Below are 21,651 nucleotides of genomic sequence, written 5' to 3'. Positions count from 1 at the left end.
TCACTAATGATCTTTTTCTTGGCCTCTGAAGAAATAGAAGTATCTTTTTCTATCTCATTTATCACATCTAATTTATCAGTAGAAACCACAGACATTTCTGCCAAGGCATTTGTTTCATTCGCAGTTAATACCAGGGTAGCTGGCTTCTTTTTCGTCCAGGTTTCCCATTCTGTTAACTTTTTGCCATTAGGATTACCCTTATGAAGGAAGTTAGCCAAATATTCTTTGAACTGAACGCTCAGTTCCTTCGCTCCATCTAGACTATATGATTCCTTCATCATAGATAAATAACTTTTATTGTTACTGTCTAATAGAGGGACAAAGACACCATGGAAGGATCCGAAAACAGACATCATATCCGTGGCTCCAGTAAGTTCTTCCCCAAAAGGCATTTCAACAGTGTAAATAGGTGCCTTATAGCTATCATACATTTTTTCAGCTGATTCCTGAGTGTTAAACAATCTGTATAGATCACTTCCATATTTCTTAGCAAAAGTGTATTCAGCATACTTCGTTTCGTCCGTTAGTAAACTACCATCTTGAACACTACTTGCAAAGTATGGATCTCCCCATGCAAAGAAGGAGAATTCTGATGCTCCAGTCAGCATGATTAAAGGAACAGAATTATAATTCTTTGTATCAAACTTTTGCTTTGGAAGAACCACACCATCATTATACAGATGAGGGAAAACACTCATTCGAATGGCTGCGTTACTCATTAATCCACTTAATCTATCAGCAGATAATGAATAGAGATAATCTTTTACTTTCTCATCCTTAGTCTGAAGCCATTGGTATGCTTCTTCTTCTGAAGATTTGACTCCATCCTGTACGACTAATGGAGCGATTGCTTTCGCAAAGACTTTAATACTATCATCTTGATCTGCCATAGTCATTCCACCGCTGAAGGCAATGGCCTTTTGAAATTTCCCTTCAAAGATGGGAGAGGCTAACGCAGCCATGACATCTCTACCGCCAGCAGAAAATCCAGAGATCGTTACGTTGTTTGGATCGCCTCCAAAGCTTTTTATATTTTCCTTTACCCAATCTAGGGATTTAGCAATATCTAATAACGCATAGTTTCCTGAATCCTCTAACCCGTTACCTGTATTTAGGGCTGGTAGAGGATTAAAACCTAATGGCCCAAGTCGGTAATTGACCGAAACAAAAATAGCGTCTAAGTCATTAACAAACGATTCACCTGTTATTTCTTCGGATTTCCCCGTTTGATTATTACCTCCGTGAATGAAAAATAAAACAGGAAGATTCTTTTTATTTGTATTCGGTCGATAAATGTCTATATTCAGGCTATCTTCGCTCCCGATAATCCCTTGAGCAGATGACTGAATGGCAATATTTCCAGCCTTCGTTGCATCAAAGGTACCTTCAAATGGTGCTGGGTCTTCTGGAGCTTTCCATCTCAAATCCCCAACTGGAGCTTTTGCATAAGGAATTCCCTTCCATACCAACGCATTTTCTTCTACATTCACATATCCTTTTACATTTCCGTAATTTGTTTCTTGTGTGATTCCTTTTTTATAAGTTTGAGAGAATGAAACTTCTTCCGTTACATTTGTAGATGTTAAAGATGCAGCTGATACATTACTACCTACTAAACCTACAGCGAGTGCTAAAGCCAGTAAATAATTAAAAACTCTTTTCACTTTTCCCCCACTCCTTCTAGAAATTTATTTGAAAAATGAATCATACTAAAATCTTAATCACTCAGAATGAACGTTACTTTTTTGATGTCATTCAATAGGTTATGGCCTATGTATCTAAACACCTCACTTTCTTTTTAAAAACAAAAAACCCGAACAGAATGAAACACGAGTGTGATTCAAATCTGTCCAGGTTATGCCCAAAAGAGGTAACATTCCTTTGAATGATATAGATTTCTATATAAAACTACTAAATCTCGCAAAGATTGTCAACGCTTACATTTAGATTTATTTGAAAATATAAAAAACTAAATTTTAAATCGTCTTATAAAACATAACCTTTTATAAGCAAACGCTAATGTCCTGGGATTTTCGCTTTAAAATAATTCAATGATTTTAGGTATAAAAGTTTTCGTTCAAAACCTTATCCCAAATAAATTCTCCATTACTTTTACTGTATTTTAGTATAAAAAGAAGGTGCTTGGCTAATTTAATAACATGCGATTATTGCAGAAAAATGTAAATAGAAGGAAAGGCTTCCATTACTCGGATATTGGTGGCTTTTCAGCTTAAAAAGAGGTGTTAGCATGCCAGTTATGCAATATTGGAAGGAAATAAACGAGGCGAGTAAGAAAGTTACCTCTCTAATGTATTCTTATTGGTATGAGCATTCTGACTGGGGAAACTGGCAGTTCTGGGTCTTACTTCTCTGCTTACTTGTTCCACTGATTGTGCTTCTGATTAAGCTTGACCGAAATAGAACCTTTGAAATTCTTTTCTTTGGTTATACAGTACATATGTTATGGACATATACAGATCTAGCACTTATTAGACAGGGCTATATAGACCATTATTATTTCCTCATGCCATTCTTGCCACAAGCTTTTGGAATAACAGCATCTCTTTTACCTGTTTCCTTTATGCTTCTTTATCAATATTGTATAAATCAAGAAAAACCTTTCATTTTATGGACTACTGGACTTAGCGCCTTATTTGCTTTGGGTTTTGCACCTATAGAGAAGTTATTAGGTCTCGTCTCCATCACTAAGGGATTTACAATTGTTCACCTATTCTTTATAGATATAACCATTTCAGGAATTGCTTATGGGTTGACGCAGTTTTTTATAAAGTATTATTTGGCAAGACACAAGGCTTAAGGCACCTCAAACGACCAAAAAGAGCACCATAAGTTACGGTGCTCTCTGAACAATTACAATCGATACTCAAACCAATCAAAATACGCCGGGGTTGTAGCATGACGTCCGTTCCCAGTAGCATAAAGTCCAAAGAATACTCCTGTAAATCCACCCGCTACTTCTGTCGATAAGAGAGAGCATTCTCCCGAACCTAAAGTAATGGACTCTCCGTCTGGCTGTTGATAGCTGAATGTATAGTTTTTGGCATCTGCCTGAACCGATAGAATAATAGCATCTTGTGCATACTCATACTCCGACTCTACTTTCCAAAGTGAACCAATTCTTCGTCTGATGAAGACCTTTTTCACCCCATCACGGATTCCCACCGCGATCTCATAATGAAATCGTTCATTCATGAAGAGGGTCAGCCCAGCCTCCTCCCCTTCCTCTGTTGGAGAGAACTCCAGAAGTGTTGAGATGTTGCAATCAAAATGCTGTTGTCTTCTGCCGACAAATGACGGGGAATCCAAGTCATCTAAACGAATCGAAGAGCCATATAACGTAAGGTAACCAGGTCGGTCAGATAAGGACCAACTATCTTTGTTAGGATTTCTTAAGAAACTCCAGGGAAAATCTAACGTACTCCCATCAAAATCGTCCTTTACTTTCCACTGTACTCTTTCCTCTATCGGGAGTGATTTTCCGTCCATTTCTAATTCAATTGGTCCACCAATAGTTGGCCAGCCATCCTCGTTCCATTCAACAGGTGCCAAGAACGTTTCTCGCCCTAGATGATGGTGTTTTCCACTAAAAGGAATAGGGGCTGGTCGTATTCCTAAACATACCGTCCACCAACTGCCATCGGTATATTGAATGAAATCAGCGTGGCCAGTAGCTTGAATGGGCTTTGAACTACTCCGGTGGGTAAGGATCGGATTATTCGGATGACTTTCAAACGGTCCAAATGGCTGTTGGCTTCTAGCCATCGTCACCATATGCCCGTATTCTGTTCCTCCTTCAGCAATCAGTAAATAGTAGGTCCCGTTAATATTGTAAAGATGCGGTCCTTCAGGATGAGCACCGCCCGTTCCTTCCCAAATCAACCGTCGTTCAGAAAGCAGATTACCCGTCTCCATATCCATTTCTGCTTGATAAATCCCCATAGGTTCACCGCTAAAAATATCTTGTGTACCGCTTAGATACACCTTTCCATCTTCATCAAACAATAACGAAGGATCAATGCCTGGCCAATCCAGAAAAATCGGTTCAGACCAAGGACCTTTTGGATTATCCGTCCAAACAAAAAAGTTCTTTCCGATGGTCAAATTCGTCGTAATCATATAAAAACGACCATTGTTGTATCGAATCGTCGGGGCAAATATCCCCATGGAACTTTTGGCTTGATGCAGCGGCAATTGGCTTTCACGTGTTAAGCAATGGCCTATTTGTTTCCAATTCACGAGATCCTTCGAATGAAAAATCGGGACACCTGGGAAATATTCAAATGAACTAGTCACAAGATAAAAATCTTCTCCCACTTTACAAATGCTTGGATCTGGATGAAAGCCAGAAATAATAGGATTGGTATACTTCATGATAAATCTCCTTCTATGTTAAAAAGTTTGCGTCAACCTACCCGCGTACAGCATTGTTCTTTGAAATAGCCCCTAACACACGTCCGCTTTCTTTCACCTGTCTCTCTTGCGTATCTCGATTCACCCCGATAATCCCAAATTTCGGTTCATATCCAAACGTCCATTCATAGTTATCAAATGTGGACCAATAAAGGTACCCTATTACTTGAATACCATCCTCAATACACGAATGTAGCCCTTTCAGTCCTCGTTGGATAAATTCGACCCGGCGGCTGTCATCATTCGTGGCTATGCCGTGTTCTGTCACCATCACAGGGATATCCAGCTCTTTAGCCACATTCCTAATCGTACCGGCCAAAGCTTCCGGATAGTACTCATACCCCATCGCCGTCACTTCTGTTCCTTCCGCAACCGGAACTTGTCCTTGTGGGCCGTAAATTTCCCGGGTGTAGTTTTGTACGCCGATGAAATCATCTCCTTTAATAGCGGATGTAAATTGTCCAAAGTAATCATGCCAAACCTTTGCCGCCTGTTCTTCCCCACCTTCAACTGCTTGAATTTCTGGAAGTGCCAAGGATAATCCTACTTTGGTTAAGGGGTTTATTTTCTTCATAACCGCACGGGCTTTACAATGAGCATCTTTCACAATTTTTAAAGACTGCTCATCAGAAGCCATATGAAAAGTGAAATATTCATCTACCGTTGTTCCGCATTTTTGGGCAGTTGATTCACGCCAGCCGGGTGCTGTCCATGACTTAGCATCCATACCAACAGGCGGCATAAAGTCTAGATTAATGAACAGTTCTTTTAACATCACCGGTAAATTGACTTCATTCATCGTCAACACATAAGGGATGTCCTGCCCCAGCTCTTTAAACACAACCTCGCAATACTGGGCAAAAAGGTCTGCCGTTTTTGGATTTCTCCACCCGCCCATCTGCATTAGCCACTGTGGAGAAGTAAAGTGCATCATGGTCACAACAGGTGTGAGGTTGTTGTCATAACAAACTTTGATCACATCACGATAGTGGTCCATTTCTTCTTTGGAATACACACCTGGCTCCGGTTCAATTCTTGACCACTCGATTGAAAAACGGTAACTGTTTAACCCTAGACTCGCCATCAGTTCAATATCCTCTTTGTATCTATTGTAATGATCGACCGCATCACCGGAAAAATCTTTATACGGTGATCCTTCTGAATACTCTTCTGCCCACATATCTGATCGATCATTGTTTCCTTCTACCTGGTAGGCAGATGTCGCTGTTCCCCATAGGAAAGATTCAGGAAATGTATATTTCATAGTAAGTTACCTCCGAATGATATTTTACAAGGCTATACTTTGATAGTAGCAAACGCTTTCCGTTCAGATAATGTTAAAATACAAGGAATTGATTGCTCGAATCATAGATTTCTTTTTGAATGACACTTTCATGAATGATAAAAAGTTTCAGGGTTAACACCGATCACTTTTTATATTAGAATTAGGAAAATGATTACTCGAATCGAAAAAGGGTGCGAAGCCATGGAACGTTTAGAACTGGAAAGCTATTTGAAATCAGTACATTTTGAGGTCGATGAGGAAAAAGTCTTAAAGGAGTATAAACCCTCCATAATGACAGTAGATGGAGAGGAAGTGTTTCTCTTTAGCAAAGGATTTGATATTAACGATTCACCGATTGAAGAGAACATCTCTATTTCACAGCAGCCATATCACTCGGTAATTCCGCTCCATATGCATGATTATATTGAAATGATGTTTGTCTACAGAGGTAGTTGTACCGTTACAGTAAGAGGAAAAAAGGTGGTTTTGAAAAAAGGAGAACTGCTTTTCATTAACAAAGAAACACCTCATAGTGTGGATGCTACCACGAAGAAGGATATCGTTATAAATATGATCATGAAGCAGGACTATCTTTCTCCAAGTTTTCTAAGAAGATTGTCGCAAAAAAGCATTATCTCTCAATTTATGATTGAATCGCTAGTCAGCAAACGGAAACAAAATCACTGTCTAATTTTCCGTCCTGGTGAACAGACGAAAATCATAGAAGTTATGGAGAATATGATGTGTGAATTTTTTGATCGGGATTTCTGTTCTGAAGAAATTATAGACTCTTACATGATCGTTTTATTTTCCACACTCCTTCGTTATAACACTTACCCTACTAGAAATGAGTACTCGAAAGAAAATAAGGATGCTTCTCTGTTAGAATTTTTGAGATATATTGAAGAGCATTTTAGGGACTGTTCCCTAGTGGATATGGGTCAGACGTTCGGCTTCCATCCAAGTTACCTTTCCACCTTGCTTAAAAAAGGAACAGGAAAATCGTTCAAAGAACTTCTCCAAATTCAACGGTTAAATCAGGCAGCCTTGTTCTTATCTCATTCTGATCTTCCTATTCCACAAATAGCAGAGGAAGTCGGATATTCAAGTGTTACGTTTTTTTATAAAAAATTCAAAGAATTGTTTCATGAGACACCTTATAGTTACAAGGAAAAACATAGGTATGACAAAACCATTCAGTAGGATCAGATCTACCTTCTATAATTGCTTCAACGCTAATGGATGGACATGATTTTGACGAAATTCGGTACATAATAGGTATGCTTGTTGTTCTTGTTTGGAATTTAGGTACTTCTTTCCTACCTTAAACATCCTGTACCCTACTCTTAAAGCAATTAAATAATCGATTTTAAATACCTAAAAGGGATATTTAAAAAGGTTCTTAATACACTATAAAGAGGAGGATGATGGATGTGGACATTAGTAATAAAAATAGACTAATTAATAAGGCTAAAAACATCCTACATACAGATGTCAATCCTGATTTGCAGGTTAAGCCTTGGGAAATGACGAATATTAAAAGAGCGACAAATTGGTTTGGAAATAATGAACGTGTTCAGCATGTGATAGCAAAATATTACCGCATAAAAAAATAAAGTGGTAGAATCATCAACGATTCTACCACCTTTTATTGGTGAACGAGTTTTTTAACAATAATGCTATCCTTCGTAATCTTAATGTTTGGGACGCTGTTGTTCGAAGAATGTTTACCATTAAGGATGGTTTTAGCCTTGTTTGTGTATTTCTGAAAATCTTTTAGTGCTGGATCGTTTTCTTCTACTATAACTGTAACGGTAGTGTTTTTAGCCATCTCCATCACCTCTTATCATTATTTTACTGTATTTGAAAATATTGTTCAAGCTTGCTCGATATCAATCCGTTCTAGTAACCCCAGCATTTCGGTCCGTTCATAATATTGGATAGCCAATGATATAAGTCCATATAGTAATACGGCATCATATTCGTCGAACTCCAAAGAATAACTCGATAAAGTAATCGCATATTCTGTATTTTCATAGGAAATCGCTAATAGAAGATAATTTTTTATGTAAGCCTGGTCCTTATTTTCTTTGTTAATTGGTATGGCTTGCGCTCTTGCTAAAGAAGCTTTATATGAATCACGAACTACCTTGGGTATTCTTCTTGTTGATTCAAAAGTCTTTGTGGGGTAAATCTTATACTCCACGTTTCCTTGCCAATTTTCAGAATAATAGTCGGTTAGAGACTTCAAAACAATCCCCATGCCATCATCAATTTGGGTGAAATCCTTTGCTATACTAGCATAACCATTAGCGTATTCTTCGGTAGCCCATTTGGATAGAAAATTTATTTTTTGGGTTGTGACATTGATGACATCAATCAAATTCTCCGTCTGCTTTTCAACTTCTAACTCAAAATTAAAAAGCTTTAACCTCTTTAACCTAGTAAATCCTATTGGGAATAGTAAAAACAACAGAATCCAAACTAAAAAATAGAAAACGTGTTTTACTATACTGATAATGGTTGGATCCGTAACAATCGGTTCAACCACCAGTGTGGTCAGTGTGGGTGCTTTTGTGTTTGTATTCTTTGGTTGAGTTTCAGCTGCTGGTACATTATTATTAGTTGTATTTTTTGATGAATGATCAGTAAAGAACACGTCGTTTATAAAAAGACCAATAATAAAAGCGATACCCAGGACGTATAACACAATAAGAGAAACCTTTAACCAATCTTTCCTCATAGGGTGAATCTTGTCATTTTCTTCCCCTTTTCTGCTCAATGTTCTCTCTCCTCTGAAACTGGTAAGCTGTCAATTCTTACTCTATTATGATACAAATTATACCATAAAGGGGGTCTCGAAAATGGTCTGTTCCTCTCGTAAATTAAAAAAACAGATGAAAATTTATTTAATAAAACCTTCATCTGTTCTTATGAATGATGACTTTTTTGGTGCTTCACCCTTCGAATAAATATTCCCCTTCTCCAATTGTGATCAATTTTCCTTTTAAATCAGGAGCTGCAGTGTTAAAAACTAGTTGTTGCATTCGGTTTTCATCACCTTTAATAAAAATAAAGGTTTGATTCCCTACCACCAACATCCATTTATCCGAATCAGAAGAAACATTCTGTTCAAACATTTCAAATCCAAACAACCGATGCCAGTGTATCGCTACTGCTGACGGATTACTCACTTGGAATACAGCACTCTTTATCGTCACTTCACCTGTATGATGTTCTTTAATAATTCCTGAATCTATTAATCTTTCTCTCCGTACTTCATCCGTCTCGTTCCATTGAATAACAAATGGATACGGCAATCCTTGATAGTCCCCAGCAATGGTCATCATCCGCCATTCAATCAAATTGCCTTGTGCGTCTAATCGCTTTCCATCCATAATGGGTGAAACATCCAAATTGAGCTTGGTTAAATGGCTTGCTACTTCCTCGATATCATCCGTTCGCAAAGCTACTCTGCTTAACACTTCCTGACCTGGTAATAACTTAACCGAATCTCGTACCACCTCATTTGGTTCTACAACGTTTTCGGCTAATTCTCGATTTTCCACTCCAAGAAATTCTATATAACAGAGGTCAAAATAACTTAATGCATTGTATGTACCCCATTGCTTATGAGAACCACCTTGAAAGGCGATTAACCCATTCTCTCGGAACTTCTTAATCGCTGACTCTAAGCTGTTAACATAATGAACCGTATGATCCCATTTTAAGTTTACCATCTTACCACCTCCAAATTTAAGACCCTAACTCCGTCGTCCGCTTGACCGCCTTTAATACACTTCTTTGCAAACCAGCAGCAAAGTCTGAACCATTTAGCTCATGTAAGGCATTAATTCCGACTCCCCCAGCAGAATTATTAATATCCAATAATTGACGTGGATGCTTTCCGGTTTGCTTTAACATCTCTACAGAACCTACTATATTTTCCAAAGTGATTTTCCATGCTTGTTCTCGCGATAAACCAGCTAACACCCCAGCATCTGCAAACGATTCGATAAAATAATAGACATAGTTAGGCCCAGCCACACCGAACCCTGTAAAAATATCAATTAATCGTTCTTCAATATACATGACTTTTCCAAATCCGTTTAAAAAATCATCGACTTGCTCTATAGACGCTTGTTCATTTAAAGCCACTCCACTATATCCAAATCCCGTATCTGTCAATGTATTTGGAATCACGCGGACAATCGGTCGCTCGTCTCCCAAAAATGACTCCAGCCTATTTATCGTTACACCTGCAATAATGGATACAATTATTGCATCCTTATTAGAATATTCTCGTACTGCTTCGCCAATAGATGCAAGGTCATCCTGTGGACGTACTCCAATCACGATCATATTCGCTTGTTGTAAAGAAGGTTCTAGTTCCTTACTCGCTTTTACCTGATAAGTTGCATATAAATATGTATTTCGTTCTTCCGACACATCCGTTACGGTAATTTGATCTTTTGTTAGCGTTCCATTTCTTAAACTCGCACGAATAATCGCTTCAACCATTTGTCCACCACCAACAAAATGAATCATCGAAACAACCTCCTTAAGTCAAATATTATGTGGAATAAGTAGGGGGATCCCTCTACTTATTCCATAAACACCATTTTTAATTAGTTTCCCAAACCTCAGGTAATATAAAGCCATCGTACTTTTCTTCTGATAAAATAGATTCTTCGAATTCAGGTGATTCAAAGGCTGCTTTTACATCCTTAGCCCATTGTGTATCTAAGTTCTCTTTTAAAATAGATACAATGATACGATGCTCCTCAGGAGTATTTTCAATTTGTAAAGCATCTGAAATTTTTAATCCTGAACTAGCAATATAGTTTCCGTTTACAACTCCGAAATCCACATCCTCTAAAGACGCTAATATTTGTGCGGGATCTAATACTTTGAAATCCAGGTCATATGCAGCTGGTTTCACGCTATTTAAATTAAAATCTGTTGTCCCCGCATCCTTTTCTACACTAACCCATCCCAAATCTTCTAAGATACGAACGGCTCGTTCTTGGTTGACCGGATCATTAGGTAAAGCAACCGTTGAACCGTCCTTAACCGCATCAAGTGAATCATGCTTCACAGAGCGTAAACTTTGCGGTGCACCAGGAGAAAATGCAAGGCGAACCATTTCTACATTTAGTTCCTTATTAATTCCTTCCATATATGAAGTACTTTGGAAGACACTCGCATCAATAGCTCCCTCTGCCATCGCTGGGTTAACCTGCATGTTCTGTGAGAACACTTTAATTTCTACATTGTAGCCCTTCTCTTCTAGGATTGGTAAAATTCCTTTACGAAACTGTTCTTCATACGTACCCACTCCAAATCCAAAAATAAGGTCCTTTTTCTCTTCTTGACCAGCAGACTCCTCACTTCCACACGCAGCTAAGAACAACACCAGAATAATAGACAAAAACAAAAACACTTTCTTCATTCTTCTTGCCCCCTCTTAGTTTTTTAATATATTGGTTATAAATAAAACACCATGAATACTATAAAACACTATTTCGTAATGTATTTAATGCTCCCTCAGTGGCTTTTATAGAAACTGCACAGTTAGGAACCAATAAAAATGGTTGATTCTCCATCACATCGATTGCTTGTTTTGCTTGCTGATCAATAAGGGAGTCATCTCTTCCTTCAAAAATACGATGGTCCACACCTGCTACTTTTGTTTTATCTAACTTGATTTCTAATCCAGGATTTCCTTCTGCTTCTGTGTCCCAACTGATACCCTCAATTGGGTAATCGATAAATCGATCCGGCTGTGAGTAAGTGCCACATGTATGTAAGATTCGTTTTCCTTTCTTCATCGCGTGCAGAACGATTGAATCATAGGGCCTTGAAAATTCATTAAATATAGCCTCATCAAACAATTCAGGATGAGCCGTTCCTGTAACTGCATAAAATAGCCCGTTGACGCCTACTATTTCTAATTCCTTCACATAGTTAGCCATCGTCAACGCTATCGCATGTAATGCTTGATGAACACCGGCCCGTTCGGTCTTTAACAATTCCATAAAATCTACCGGTGCTTCACTCCCATACATCGTTTGGTCAACATATGATGAGTTTCCTGTTAAAAACATCAAAATCGTTAGTGGTGAAAAAACCGTCTGTATAATTGGAACGTCTGGTAAACCATCTCGAATTAACCCTACAGCCTCTATTTGTTCTTGAAGTGCTGCCGATTTAGCTACATCGACCTCTGTCACATCCCATATATCGGAGAACTTTTGGATCACTTGCTTACTTTGCTTTGGAAACACCCATCTGTAATCGTTAAAATCATATGAATTTCCAAAGACTTCGGCTAAATAAGTAGCTCGTGGATTAATTTTTATCCAATCCCAGTCATATTGTTTAGCAAACGTAATCGTTGCTTCGGCTAGATCTGTGGCTGTTTGTTCTTTTTCGAGAAAATGATGCCATCCACTTACAATGGGTCGGTCGGCCTTTTCTCCAGATAAAAGCTGTTCAAATCGTTGCATTTTCGTTAAATTCGTCATTTTTTACTCCCCTTTTCTCTATTCTTTTCTGGCTTTACGTGCTAGCACATTTCCGGATGATTGAATTCCTTGTACGAAAATGATAAGAATGATAACGGTAGAAACCATCGCAAATGTATCAAAGCGCTGATACCCATAGACAATTGCCAAATCACCAACACCACCGCCACCAACGGTTCCTGCCATCGCAGTTGCACCGATTAATCCGATGGTTGCTGTAGTAATCGATAGAATTAATGAACCAAATGCTTCCGGAAGTAAAAAATACCAAATCATTTGAAAGGGTGTTGCACCCATTGATTCCGCGGCTTCAATGATACCTGGGTTTACTTCTAATAAAGAATTTTCTACTAATCTAGCAATAAATGGAGAGATAAAAATAATGAGTGGCACAATCGCTGCATTTGTTCCAATTGATGTACCAATAAGCATCCGTGTAAACGGAATGATCGCTACCATTAAGATGATAAATGGCAAAGAACGAACAATATTAATAATCGGATTCAAGATAGAATAGAAAATTTTACTTTGTACAATTCCACCCGGCCTTGTAATGACCAAAGCTATACCTAATGGGATGCCTATTAATGAGCCTATGAGTAAAGAAGCCCCTACCATATAAAGCGTATCAATACTTGCTTGGATAAACTGATCTAATGTAATGGTTGTTTCTAACAATGTTCAACGACCTCCTCAATCCCAGTAACTTTTCCTCTCACAAACTCTAAGGCTTTATCAATTTCAGTTGTATCTCCATCGAAATGCAAGTACATAATCACAAGGGTGGTCTCCTGAATTTCCGTCATATTAGCAAACAAAATATTCACTTTTACTTCATAATCTTTCAATAATTGATAGATTATTGGCTCAGATGCTGAATCACCTTTCACTTCCAGTCTAAACACTCGGCTATTTTCCGATCGGATTAAGTTGCGCTTCACACTGTTCGGAATACTATTGTGAATCACTGTTTTAACAAAATTCTTGGAGGTTGGATGTTTCGGGTGACCAAACACATCTAGGACAGATCCTTGCTCAATGATCCTTCCATCCTCCATTACAGCCACCCGATTGCACACCTCCTGTATAACCGACATCTCATGGGTAATGATCATAATCGTAATTTTGTAATCTGTATTAATCTTTTTTAGTAGCTGTAAGATCGACTGAGTCGTCTGTGGATCAAGCGCAGATGTGGCTTCATCACAAAGCAATATTTTCGGATTGGATGCTAATGCTCTAGCAATCCCCACCCGTTGCTTTTGACCACCTGACAGTTCCTTCGGATAACTTTTTGCTTTATCACTTAATCCGACGAACTCTAATAGCTCCATCACACGGGCTTTTATTTCTTGCTTCGGCTTTTTAGACAGCACGAGTGGAATAGCCACGTTATCAAAAATAGTCTTCGATTCTAGTAGGTTAAAGTGTTGAAAGATCATTCCTATTTGTTTCTTCATTGCTCTAAGCTGCTCATTAGATAGATGAGCGAGCACTTGGCCATTAACCATTACATCCCCTTTCGTTGGTTGCTCTAAATAATTGACAAGGCGAACCAATGTGCTTTTTCCGGCACCACTGTAACCAATAACCCCGAAAATATCTCCCTCTTGTATTTGTAAATCAATGCCTTTAAGAGCATCCGTCGTCACGTTTTTTCGTTGATAGGTTTTATACACGCCTTTCATTTCAATCATAGTCATTCTGCTCCACCCCTCATTTTTACCTCTACTTCTATAGCTGATAATGCTTGGCTTAAATCAGCTATAATATCTTTAGCAGCCTCTAATCCAACTGAAATTCGTATTAATCCATCATTAATTCCATACTTTTCTCGTTCTTCTCTAGGAATGGAAGCATGCGTCATAGATGCTGGATGCTGAACAAGGGTTTCAGGATCGCCTAAACTAAAGGAAATCATCGCTAGCTTTAAGCTATTTATCAAATTTTTTCCTGCCTCTAATCCTCCCTTTACTTCAAACGAAACAATTCCACCCATCCCTTTCATTTGACGTTGAGCAAGCTCGAACTGGGGATGAGAGGGTAACCCCGGGTAATACACTTTGGCAATAGAGTGTTGGTCCTGTAAAAACTCAGCAACTTGTTGAGCATTTTCACAGTGTCGTTGAACTCGTAGAACCATTGTTTTTAATCCTCTTAGTATTAAGGAGGCTTCCCAAGCATTTAAGTTTTGACCTAAATCGCCCATAATTTTCTTACGCATGAACTGAATGTCAGTCTTATTCCCAACAATAAAACCAGCAAGAACATCTCCATGCCCGTTAATATATTTCGTCGCACTATGGACAACTACATCTGCTCCAAGTGATAACGGATTTTGCAAATACGGACTCATAAATGTATTATCAACAATTAAAGCAAGCTCGTTTTGTTGACAAATTTCTGAAATTAAAGGAATATCCAGTATGGTTAAAGTGGGATTCGATGGTGTTTCAATATAGATTACTTTTGTATTTGGTTTGATCGCTGTGATGATTGCTTCTACATCCGTACAGTCCACAAAATCAAATTCGATTCCGAATCGAGGCGCCAATGATGTTAAAAAATGATACGTTCCCCCATACACATCTTTTGTCACCAATGCATGGTCCCCTTTTTCTAAATAAGCTAATAACGCGATCGATATAGCAGCCATCCCACTTGCTACACCTAATGCAGCTTCGCCTTTTTCTAAATCAGCTATTTTAGTTTCCAGAACTTGTAAGGTTGGATTGCCGTATCGACCATAATAGAAACCCTCAACATTCCCTGAAACAACATCAGCAGCCGATTCAACAGTTGGAAAAGCGTAGGCAACTGCTGGAACAATGCTATGTGAGATTGCCTTTGGCTTTTCGAATACTTGGTGATTCGAATGAATGACTTGGGTATCCATACTCCAATTCATATCCATATTTACACCAACTCGCCTAATTGTTCTTTTTCTTGGATTCTATTAAGAACATCTCTCAAACTACTCATGATGTGATCCTTCATGGCCATTTCTGCACCATCACCATCCTTTTTCTTAATACTCTGAAAAATTAAGTCATGCTCCTCGTCCGCTTTCTCATTCCATTTCCCAAACATGGAAACCAAATGACAGTACCTGTTCGCATGATCTTTAACCATATTTAGGAGTTTTATAGTAGTCTTAAGTCCACTTATTTCAGCAATATAATCATGAAATTCATTTCCATAGGTGACAAAATCTTGATTGTTTCCTAACCGAAATGAATATTTCATCTTATCCAATATCTCAGAAAGGACAACCTCATCCTCTTTTGTCGCGTTCCCTGCAGCATGGTTGGCAATCTTTCCTTCTAGCATGCTACGAATCATAAAAATCTCTTCTACCTCCTCTTTCGTAATAGATGCAACCTTGAGCCTTCCATTCGTTTGACGAATTAAAAATTCCTCCATCTCTAGCATCTGAATGGCTTGTCTTAACGGGGTGCGGCTAATGTCTAACATACTAGCCAGTTGTTCCTCTCTTACAATTTGATCAGACTTCAGCTCACCAAAAATGATTTTTTGTTTTATATTCGAATAAGCAATATCCTTCGTTAACAAACGACTCTGTTTATTCATGTTCCCCCTCCAATATTTCGTTCTTTAATCAATAAAGAATACTTGTATTTTTGTATACAATTTTTTGAGGTAAAAAAATATAGCCCTATTCGGCTGGTATTGAATAGCTGAAAGAAATTGTTTTTCCAACTTTTCTTCTATGATTGTTATCCTATAACTAATTTTCAGAATATTAAATGTTTTGGTCATATTATTTAACAGTGTTTTTTCTCACGTGTGGGACTTTACCGCAATTCTCTATAGTCACTAACGTAACCGACACCGTCCCACCTTCGAGACAAAATAAAAAGAGCCCTGTATAAGGACCCTTTCTTTGTTTAGTAATCTATTTTACTTGTTGGCTCTCTTGGTTAATAGTTTCTTACTGTTCTATGGCAAGCTTACTCCTCTTGAACTAACATACAAGTTGTACCATTCGTCTCGACTAAGCGTCACCTTTAATGCCTCGACACACCCCTGAATCCGGGCAAGGTTTGTTGTTCCAATAACCGGTTGTATCGCTGCTGGATGCTTCATCAACCACGACAGCACAATGGCTTCCCTCGAAACTTGCTTTTCCTCTGCGAACCTTTGCACCAACAAAGCCGTATTCTTAACATTCTCGCCTGCATTTTCAAGGTCGCGCCCTGTATATATTCCTTTTGCCAGTGAACCCCACGCCTGCAGTTGGATATTTTCTAATTGACAATATTCAAGCGTTCCTTCAGGGAACACATTGTCACGTGCCGCCACTTGATTCACATGGACTCCTGTTTCAAGCCAACCGATTTTATCTAAACTCATTTCTAATTGGTTAACAACAAGTTTTTCATTGCAGTGACTTTGCAATAAACGGATTTGCCCGGCACTCATGTTCGAAACACCAAAGTAACGGACCTTTCCTGAAGATTTTAATTGGTGAAAAGCCTCTCCTACTTCTCTTGCATCCATGAGGACATCTGGACGGTGTAACAAGAGAACATCCAAGTAATCTATATTTAACCTAGAAAGAATGCTATCGACGCTATTGAGAATATAAGTCTTTGAAAAATCATAGCGTGCAGGCACGCCTTTTTCCTCATCAGGAAAGCGAATCCCCAGTTTCGATTGAATTATCATGTTTTCACGTAATGTTGGTTTTTCTTTCAATACTTGACCAAAGACAGTTTCCGCTTTACCAAATGCATAAATATCGGCATGATCAAACATATTGATTCCGTTTTCCAGCGCCATTTCCACTATTTCGTGTGCCTGCGTAATATGCTCCGATTGGATCGGATCCCGGTTCCATCCACCTCCAAGTCCCATGCATCCGTAAATAAGTTGACTAGCCGCTAATCCACTTTCATTGATTGGTAATTTCATATCCATTCTCTCTCCTTTTATATGCAGTATTGAGCAATTTTTCCGTTTTCATCTACATAGTCAATGACTGATTGATTTGTTTTCAAATCGATAAACAACGTGCAGTGCACATCATGTTTTTTCCATAAAAGCCGGATTTCATCATTGGCCGAATCCAATACAGAAAATTCCCCATTAAAAGCATCGTATTCATTTCGGAATCTGTTTCAACTTGATGAAATCGACGAATCTCTTAAAAAAGAGGTTAAGCAAAACATGTTACGCCTCCGCCCACGCTCTGGTTGACGTTCTAATTTCTTTATTCGGATGGTTAAGAGCCTCTTCCATCATCAGAGAAAGATATGTATCTTGTAAGGCTTCATCTAACGAATAAAAGGGCTTGCCGGTAGACAAATATTCACCCATCAATAGTAGGCAGGTAGCCACGGCAATTTCATCATCATTCAATCTAGCATTCCTAAACGGAGTTTTATAGACAAATTCATCGCCAAGCATTAGTGCGAAGTGCGACCATTCCTGATTGCTGTATCTTCCTAAATCGATCCGATTTAATTCTTGTGTAACAGGTACGTTTTCAGGTGTAAGGTAACGAACAGTCAAATCATCAATTTCCCCTCTTCCTCCTTGTACGGTCAATTGACGTGTTCGAATAAAGGAGTGGTACTGAGCTGGGTCGGAAAAATCAAAAAAAGCAACTTTCCCATTATCGAATTCTAATGTCAAACGGTCTCTTGTGCAGGAAAAAACCTCTCCATCAAAAAGCATTCCTTCACGTCCATAGGTCTCTGTCACATCAAAGGAAAACCTTTTCCCGTACATCACACAATTTTCAAAACCGACATTGAGATACTTTCGAATCATACTCGTTCCATGATATCCATGCAGCGATGAGATACTAATGTTGCTTAATTCTCCAAGTTTTCCGTCTTGAATGACTTTCAGCCAGGAAGCATATAAAGGCTGAAGAAAATATTGTTCGGCTACTTGTATTTTTGCATCGTATTTTTTCGCATGTTCCCACAGGTCTTCCAACGATTCAATTGTTTCGCCAGGAGGTGTTTCGCATAAAACGGGAATCCCTTTTCTGAATAAATCAATCAAATAATCTGTTACAGCGCCTCTTTTGATGGATAATACTACAAAATCCGGATTACTTTTCATCAAGTCATCCAAAGAATTCACTACTTTTACCCCAAAGGTTTCAGCGAATTTCTCCCCTTTTTCCTTATCCCTTATCAATACTTCTGTTAATTCAAATTTATCAGGGACCGCCCTTGCAATTCGTATGTAAAATTCAGCACGCCACCCAGAACCTATTAGTCCAAATCGAATTTTCTCCATGTTGACTCCTCCTTTATTCTTTTACTCCACCTGATGTTAATCCTGCAATTATCCTCTTTTGGAATAATAAGACTAAAATAATAAGCGGTACGGTTACAACAATTGAAGCGGCAGCCATATCACCCCATGGAAGTTCATAGTTGCTTGGGAATAGAGAAATCCCCACCGGTACCGTTCTCATATTGTCATCTGTCATAAACGTTAATCCATAAATATATTCATTCCATGAATTGATAAACACCAGCAAGGCTACCGAGAATGTGGCAGGCTTGATTAATGGTAGCATAATCTTAAAGAAGATTTGAATCCTAGTACACCCGTCAAGAATAGCTGCTTCCTCGAAGCTTTTTGGCAATTGACTGAAAAAATTAGTTAACAGCCAAATAGATAACGGCAAGGCAAATGTGATATACGGAATGATTAACCCGGCATATGTATTCAATAATCCCAAATTCTTTAAAATTAAAAACAACGGACTTACGGTTGAAATTGTAGGAAACATCGAAATGCTTAAAATAGCCATAAGCAGTACTTTTTTTCCTTTAAAGCGAAGCCTTGCCAAAGCATAGGAGGCAGAAGCACCAATTAAAATGCTTAAAAATGTCGTTATCGAGGCAACGATAAAACTATTTAATAGATACCGTGCAAACGGATGTTTTTCAAACACGTTAAAGTAAAATTGGACGTTTATTTTGCTTGGAAACCATTTTGCAGGTATAGATGCTATTTCCGACAGTGGTTTTATTGACGTTAAAAATTGCCAGATAAACGGCAGCATAATAAAGACTAAAAACAATAAGACCATGACATAAAATAAGGAGTTTTTTAGCATCCTCTTCGTTTTAACATCCATCTTATACCTTCCTTTCCTGAAATTAAGCTAGATTTTTCCCTAACGCTTTCATGTAAATCAGACTAATGATAAAGACGATGATAAAAATCAGAATAGACAATGCAGAACCATATCCGAAATCAAGGAATTTCATCAGATTATTATACGCATATAAAGATACGCTTTCAGATCCATTTGCCCCACCGGTCATAACCGAAACCAAATCAAAGACTCTAAATGCATCTAAGGTTCTGAATAACAATGCAACTAATATCGTACTTTTTACCATTGGCAAAGTAATTTTCACAAACGACTGAAAAGCATTTGCTCCATCAATTTTGGCAGATTCATATAATTCATTCGGGATCATTTGAAGTCCAGCTAGTATTAATAAAGCTATAAAGGGCGCCGTCTTCCACACATCTGTAATCACAAGTGCCATGAAGGTGCCACTTTCTGTACTTAACCAAGCTTTATATCCATCAATAATACCAAGTCTAAATAACACATCATTAAACAAACCATACTGGTCATTATAGATAAATTTCCACATTAGAGCAGATACTGTTGTTGGAATCGCCCATGGAATCAAAATGGCTGCTCGAACCAATCCCCGTCCTTTAAACTTTTTATTCATGATGAGTGCAGCACCTACACCAATGATCAATTCCAGGACAACGGTCGTAATCGTGAATTTAAATGTAAAAGCAATGGAAGCTAATGCTCTTGGATCTTGAAACAATTTCATATAATTCTCTAAACCGATAAAAGGAAATCCCGAACCTGGATCTGTCAACACCATTTCATGTAAACTAATCCAAAAGGTTCTTACGATTGGATAAACAGCAATTATCACCAAAATGATGATTGCTGGGGACATCATGATCCAGGCGTCTCTCGTTTCCTGTTTTTGTAGTGAACTTTTCATTCCCACATTTATCCTTTCTTATGAAATCACCTGCAGAAAGCCAGGTATTCTGCAGGTGATATTCATTTTTTCTTTATTTGCTTAACTCTTCAAGTTCGCTTTGGGTCTTATCTAGCGCCTTTTCCACGCTCACTTCCCCTGTTAAAGCAGAGTGAATGTTTCGTTGAATGGCATCAGAAACCTTTGCGTACTTAGGAGACATCGGTCTTGCTTTACCATTCATAATAATGCCATAAAACTCTTCATAAAACGGATTAACTTCTAGAACCTCTGGATCCGTATATACCGATTGTAATACTGGTGGTTGTGCTGCAATTAAATTCATTTCTTTTTGCGCTTTCTCACCAGACAGATACTTTATAAAGTCAACAGCTGCTTCTTTTTGGTCTTCGTCAATGGCTTTATTGATGACTAGATTTAAACCACCTAAAGTAGAATGTGGTTCTTCTCCATTTGGACCAATTGGTAAAGTGGTGACCCCAACTAGGTCTTTTACTTTTGAACCCTCACGGTTCGCTTGGCTCCAGAATCCGGACCAATCACGTAAAAATAAGGCTTTACCATCTAAAAATACTTGTTCACTTTCTGGTTCTGTATAAGTGGTAATTCCTTCTGGAGCATAATTTTTCACTAAATCAGCCATAATTTTTGTAGCTTCGATATTGTTTTCAGAATTCACAATAGGCTTGCCAGATGAGTCTAATACTTCCCCGCCATTATTTGCTATAAATTCTACCCAGTTACATACTAAAGCTTCGGATTGTGCTGCTTGGAAATCCGCCACATATTCAACCCCGTTCACACCTTTTGCTTTTTCTGAGAGGTCCATCCATCCTTGGTATGTAGTAGGCGGTTGTACTCCCAATTGTTCGAGTACGTCCTTACGGTAAAATAGAGCGCTTGCATTTGTGAACCATGGGAACGAAACCAGTTTTTCATCGTACGTTGCGGCATCAATGGTTCCAGGTAGGTACTTATCTTGTGTAGATTGATCAAAATGGGGAGTTAAATCTTCTAACCAGCCAGCGGCAGCAAACTCTGATATATAGACAACATCAACAGCCATAACGTCTACACTTTTATCACCAGATGCTAGCTTGTTGACGAAATCATCGTGCACCACGTTTGCATCCTGCGGCAAAATATTCGTTTCAACTTTCACTTTGTCTTGACTCGCATTGTACTCATCAATCAGCTGTTGAGCCGGTTTTCCAATCCCTTGGTCAAATGAGAACGTGATTGTGACCGGATCATTTGAATCCGTTTTTGAAGATGAGGTAGTACCACTGCATGCTGCTAAAGAAAAAATGAGTGAACCTGCAACTAATGGCGCCAATAATTTTTTTACTTTTTGCTTCATTAAGTATCCTCC

General features: G+C 38.4%; 22 protein-coding genes. 3 read left to right on the top strand and 19 right to left on the bottom strand.

All coding sequences use genetic code 11. The features are described from left to right. A partial coding sequence (locus ACGLXV_RS04755) for a carboxylesterase family protein (RefSeq protein WP_391557730.1) occupies positions 1-1,664 on the bottom strand: 1,664 nt, incomplete at its 3' end. A gap of 584 nt (positions 1,665-2,248) precedes the next feature. Here ACGLXV_RS04755 and ACGLXV_RS04750 point away from each other — a divergent pair. Then, positions 2,249-2,818: a hypothetical protein gene (locus ACGLXV_RS04750; protein ID WP_391557729.1), complete on the top strand. Its 570-nt coding sequence runs from the start codon at positions 2,249-2,251 to the stop codon at positions 2,816-2,818. A gap of 53 nt (positions 2,819-2,871) precedes the next feature. Here ACGLXV_RS04750 and ACGLXV_RS04745 read toward each other — a convergent pair whose 3' ends face one another. Continuing rightward, positions 2,872-4,392 carry a glycoside hydrolase family 43 protein gene (locus tag ACGLXV_RS04745; RefSeq protein WP_391557728.1) on the bottom strand — a complete coding sequence of 507 codons (1,521 nt, stop codon included), beginning with the start codon at positions 4,390-4,392 and terminating at the stop codon, positions 2,872-2,874. Between the two features lie 37 nt (positions 4,393-4,429). After that, entirely contained in the window at positions 4,430-5,695 is a 1,266-nt protein-coding gene (locus tag ACGLXV_RS04740; protein ID WP_391557727.1) for a glycoside hydrolase family 1 protein, read from the bottom strand. 222 nt (positions 5,696-5,917) lie between these two features. Here ACGLXV_RS04740 and ACGLXV_RS04735 point away from each other — a divergent pair, with 222 nt between their 5' ends. Beyond that, positions 5,918-6,919, top strand: a complete 1,002-nt coding sequence (locus tag ACGLXV_RS04735) for an AraC family transcriptional regulator (protein ID WP_391557726.1) — start codon at positions 5,918-5,920, stop codon at positions 6,917-6,919. A gap of 230 nt (positions 6,920-7,149) precedes the next feature. After that, positions 7,150-7,332 (top strand): hypothetical protein, encoded by a 183-nt coding sequence (locus ACGLXV_RS04730; protein WP_391557725.1) that lies wholly within the window; start codon positions 7,150-7,152, stop codon positions 7,330-7,332. Between the two features lie 32 nt (positions 7,333-7,364). Here ACGLXV_RS04730 and ACGLXV_RS04725 read toward each other — a convergent pair whose 3' ends face one another. The 16 genes from ACGLXV_RS04725 to ACGLXV_RS04650 form a co-directional block, all read right to left on the bottom strand. Further along, complete coding sequence (locus ACGLXV_RS04725) at positions 7,365-7,547, bottom strand: hypothetical protein (RefSeq protein ID WP_391557724.1); 183 nt, start codon at positions 7,545-7,547, stop codon at positions 7,365-7,367. A gap of 45 nt (positions 7,548-7,592) precedes the next feature. After that, positions 7,593-8,498 (bottom strand): hypothetical protein, encoded by a 906-nt coding sequence (locus tag ACGLXV_RS04720; RefSeq protein ID WP_391557723.1) that lies wholly within the window; start codon positions 8,496-8,498, stop codon positions 7,593-7,595. Positions 8,499-8,673: 175 nt separating this feature from the next. After that, the gene (locus ACGLXV_RS04715; protein ID WP_391557722.1) at positions 8,674-9,456 is read right to left on the bottom strand and encodes a VOC family protein; all 783 of its coding nucleotides are present in this window, start codon (positions 9,454-9,456) and stop codon (positions 8,674-8,676) included. Between the two features lie 16 nt (positions 9,457-9,472). Further along, on the bottom strand, positions 9,473-10,264 hold the full coding sequence (locus tag ACGLXV_RS04710) for a pyrroline-5-carboxylate reductase family protein (protein ID WP_391557721.1): 792 nt from the start codon (positions 10,262-10,264) through the stop codon (positions 9,473-9,475). Between the two features lie 76 nt (positions 10,265-10,340). Beyond that, the gene (locus ACGLXV_RS04705; protein ID WP_391557720.1) at positions 10,341-11,168 is read right to left on the bottom strand and encodes a MetQ/NlpA family ABC transporter substrate-binding protein; all 828 of its coding nucleotides are present in this window, start codon (positions 11,166-11,168) and stop codon (positions 10,341-10,343) included. Positions 11,169-11,226: 58 nt separating this feature from the next. After that, positions 11,227-12,243, bottom strand: coding sequence for a uroporphyrinogen decarboxylase family protein (locus ACGLXV_RS04700; protein ID WP_391557719.1), 1,017 nt, complete (start codon positions 12,241-12,243; stop codon positions 11,227-11,229). 18 nt (positions 12,244-12,261) lie between these two features. After that, positions 12,262-12,861, bottom strand: a complete 600-nt coding sequence (locus ACGLXV_RS04695; RefSeq protein ID WP_391557733.1) for a methionine ABC transporter permease — start codon at positions 12,859-12,861, stop codon at positions 12,262-12,264. A 53-nt stretch (positions 12,862-12,914) separates the two neighbouring features. Next, positions 12,915-13,940 (bottom strand): methionine ABC transporter ATP-binding protein, encoded by a 1,026-nt coding sequence (locus ACGLXV_RS04690; RefSeq protein WP_391557732.1) that lies wholly within the window; start codon positions 13,938-13,940, stop codon positions 12,915-12,917. 2 nt (positions 13,941-13,942) lie between these two features. Next, complete coding sequence (locus ACGLXV_RS04685; RefSeq protein ID WP_391557718.1) at positions 13,943-15,157, bottom strand: trans-sulfuration enzyme family protein; 1,215 nt, start codon at positions 15,155-15,157, stop codon at positions 13,943-13,945. A gap of 2 nt (positions 15,158-15,159) precedes the next feature. Further along, on the bottom strand, positions 15,160-15,834 hold the full coding sequence (locus ACGLXV_RS04680; RefSeq protein ID WP_391557717.1) for a GntR family transcriptional regulator: 675 nt from the start codon (positions 15,832-15,834) through the stop codon (positions 15,160-15,162). Positions 15,835-16,203: 369 nt separating this feature from the next. Next, the gene (locus tag ACGLXV_RS04675) at positions 16,204-17,184 is read right to left on the bottom strand and encodes an aldo/keto reductase (RefSeq protein WP_391557716.1); all 981 of its coding nucleotides are present in this window, start codon (positions 17,182-17,184) and stop codon (positions 16,204-16,206) included. An 11-nt stretch (positions 17,185-17,195) separates the two neighbouring features. Further along, positions 17,196-17,336, bottom strand: coding sequence for a hypothetical protein (locus ACGLXV_RS04670; RefSeq protein WP_391557715.1), 141 nt, complete (start codon positions 17,334-17,336; stop codon positions 17,196-17,198). 100 nt (positions 17,337-17,436) lie between these two features. Next, positions 17,437-18,519, bottom strand: a complete 1,083-nt coding sequence (locus tag ACGLXV_RS04665) for a Gfo/Idh/MocA family protein (RefSeq protein WP_391557714.1) — start codon at positions 18,517-18,519, stop codon at positions 17,437-17,439. A 13-nt stretch (positions 18,520-18,532) separates the two neighbouring features. Next, entirely contained in the window at positions 18,533-19,372 is an 840-nt protein-coding gene (locus ACGLXV_RS04660; RefSeq protein WP_391557713.1) for a carbohydrate ABC transporter permease, read from the bottom strand. Between the two features lie 22 nt (positions 19,373-19,394). After that, a complete protein-coding gene (locus ACGLXV_RS04655) occupies positions 19,395-20,279 on the bottom strand; it encodes a carbohydrate ABC transporter permease (protein ID WP_391557712.1) in 885 nt (294 codons plus the stop codon). 73 nt (positions 20,280-20,352) lie between these two features. Continuing rightward, positions 20,353-21,639, bottom strand: a complete 1,287-nt coding sequence (locus ACGLXV_RS04650; protein WP_391557711.1) for an ABC transporter substrate-binding protein — start codon at positions 21,637-21,639, stop codon at positions 20,353-20,355. Positions 21,640-21,651: the final 12 nt, after the last annotated feature.

Source organism: Robertmurraya sp. (assembly GCF_036676585.1).
GTDB lineage: Bacteria > Bacillota > Bacilli > Bacillales > Cytobacillaceae > Robertmurraya_A.
The sequence above is the reverse complement of the archived record's forward strand: the minus strand, read 5'-3'. Positions and strand labels throughout refer to the sequence as shown.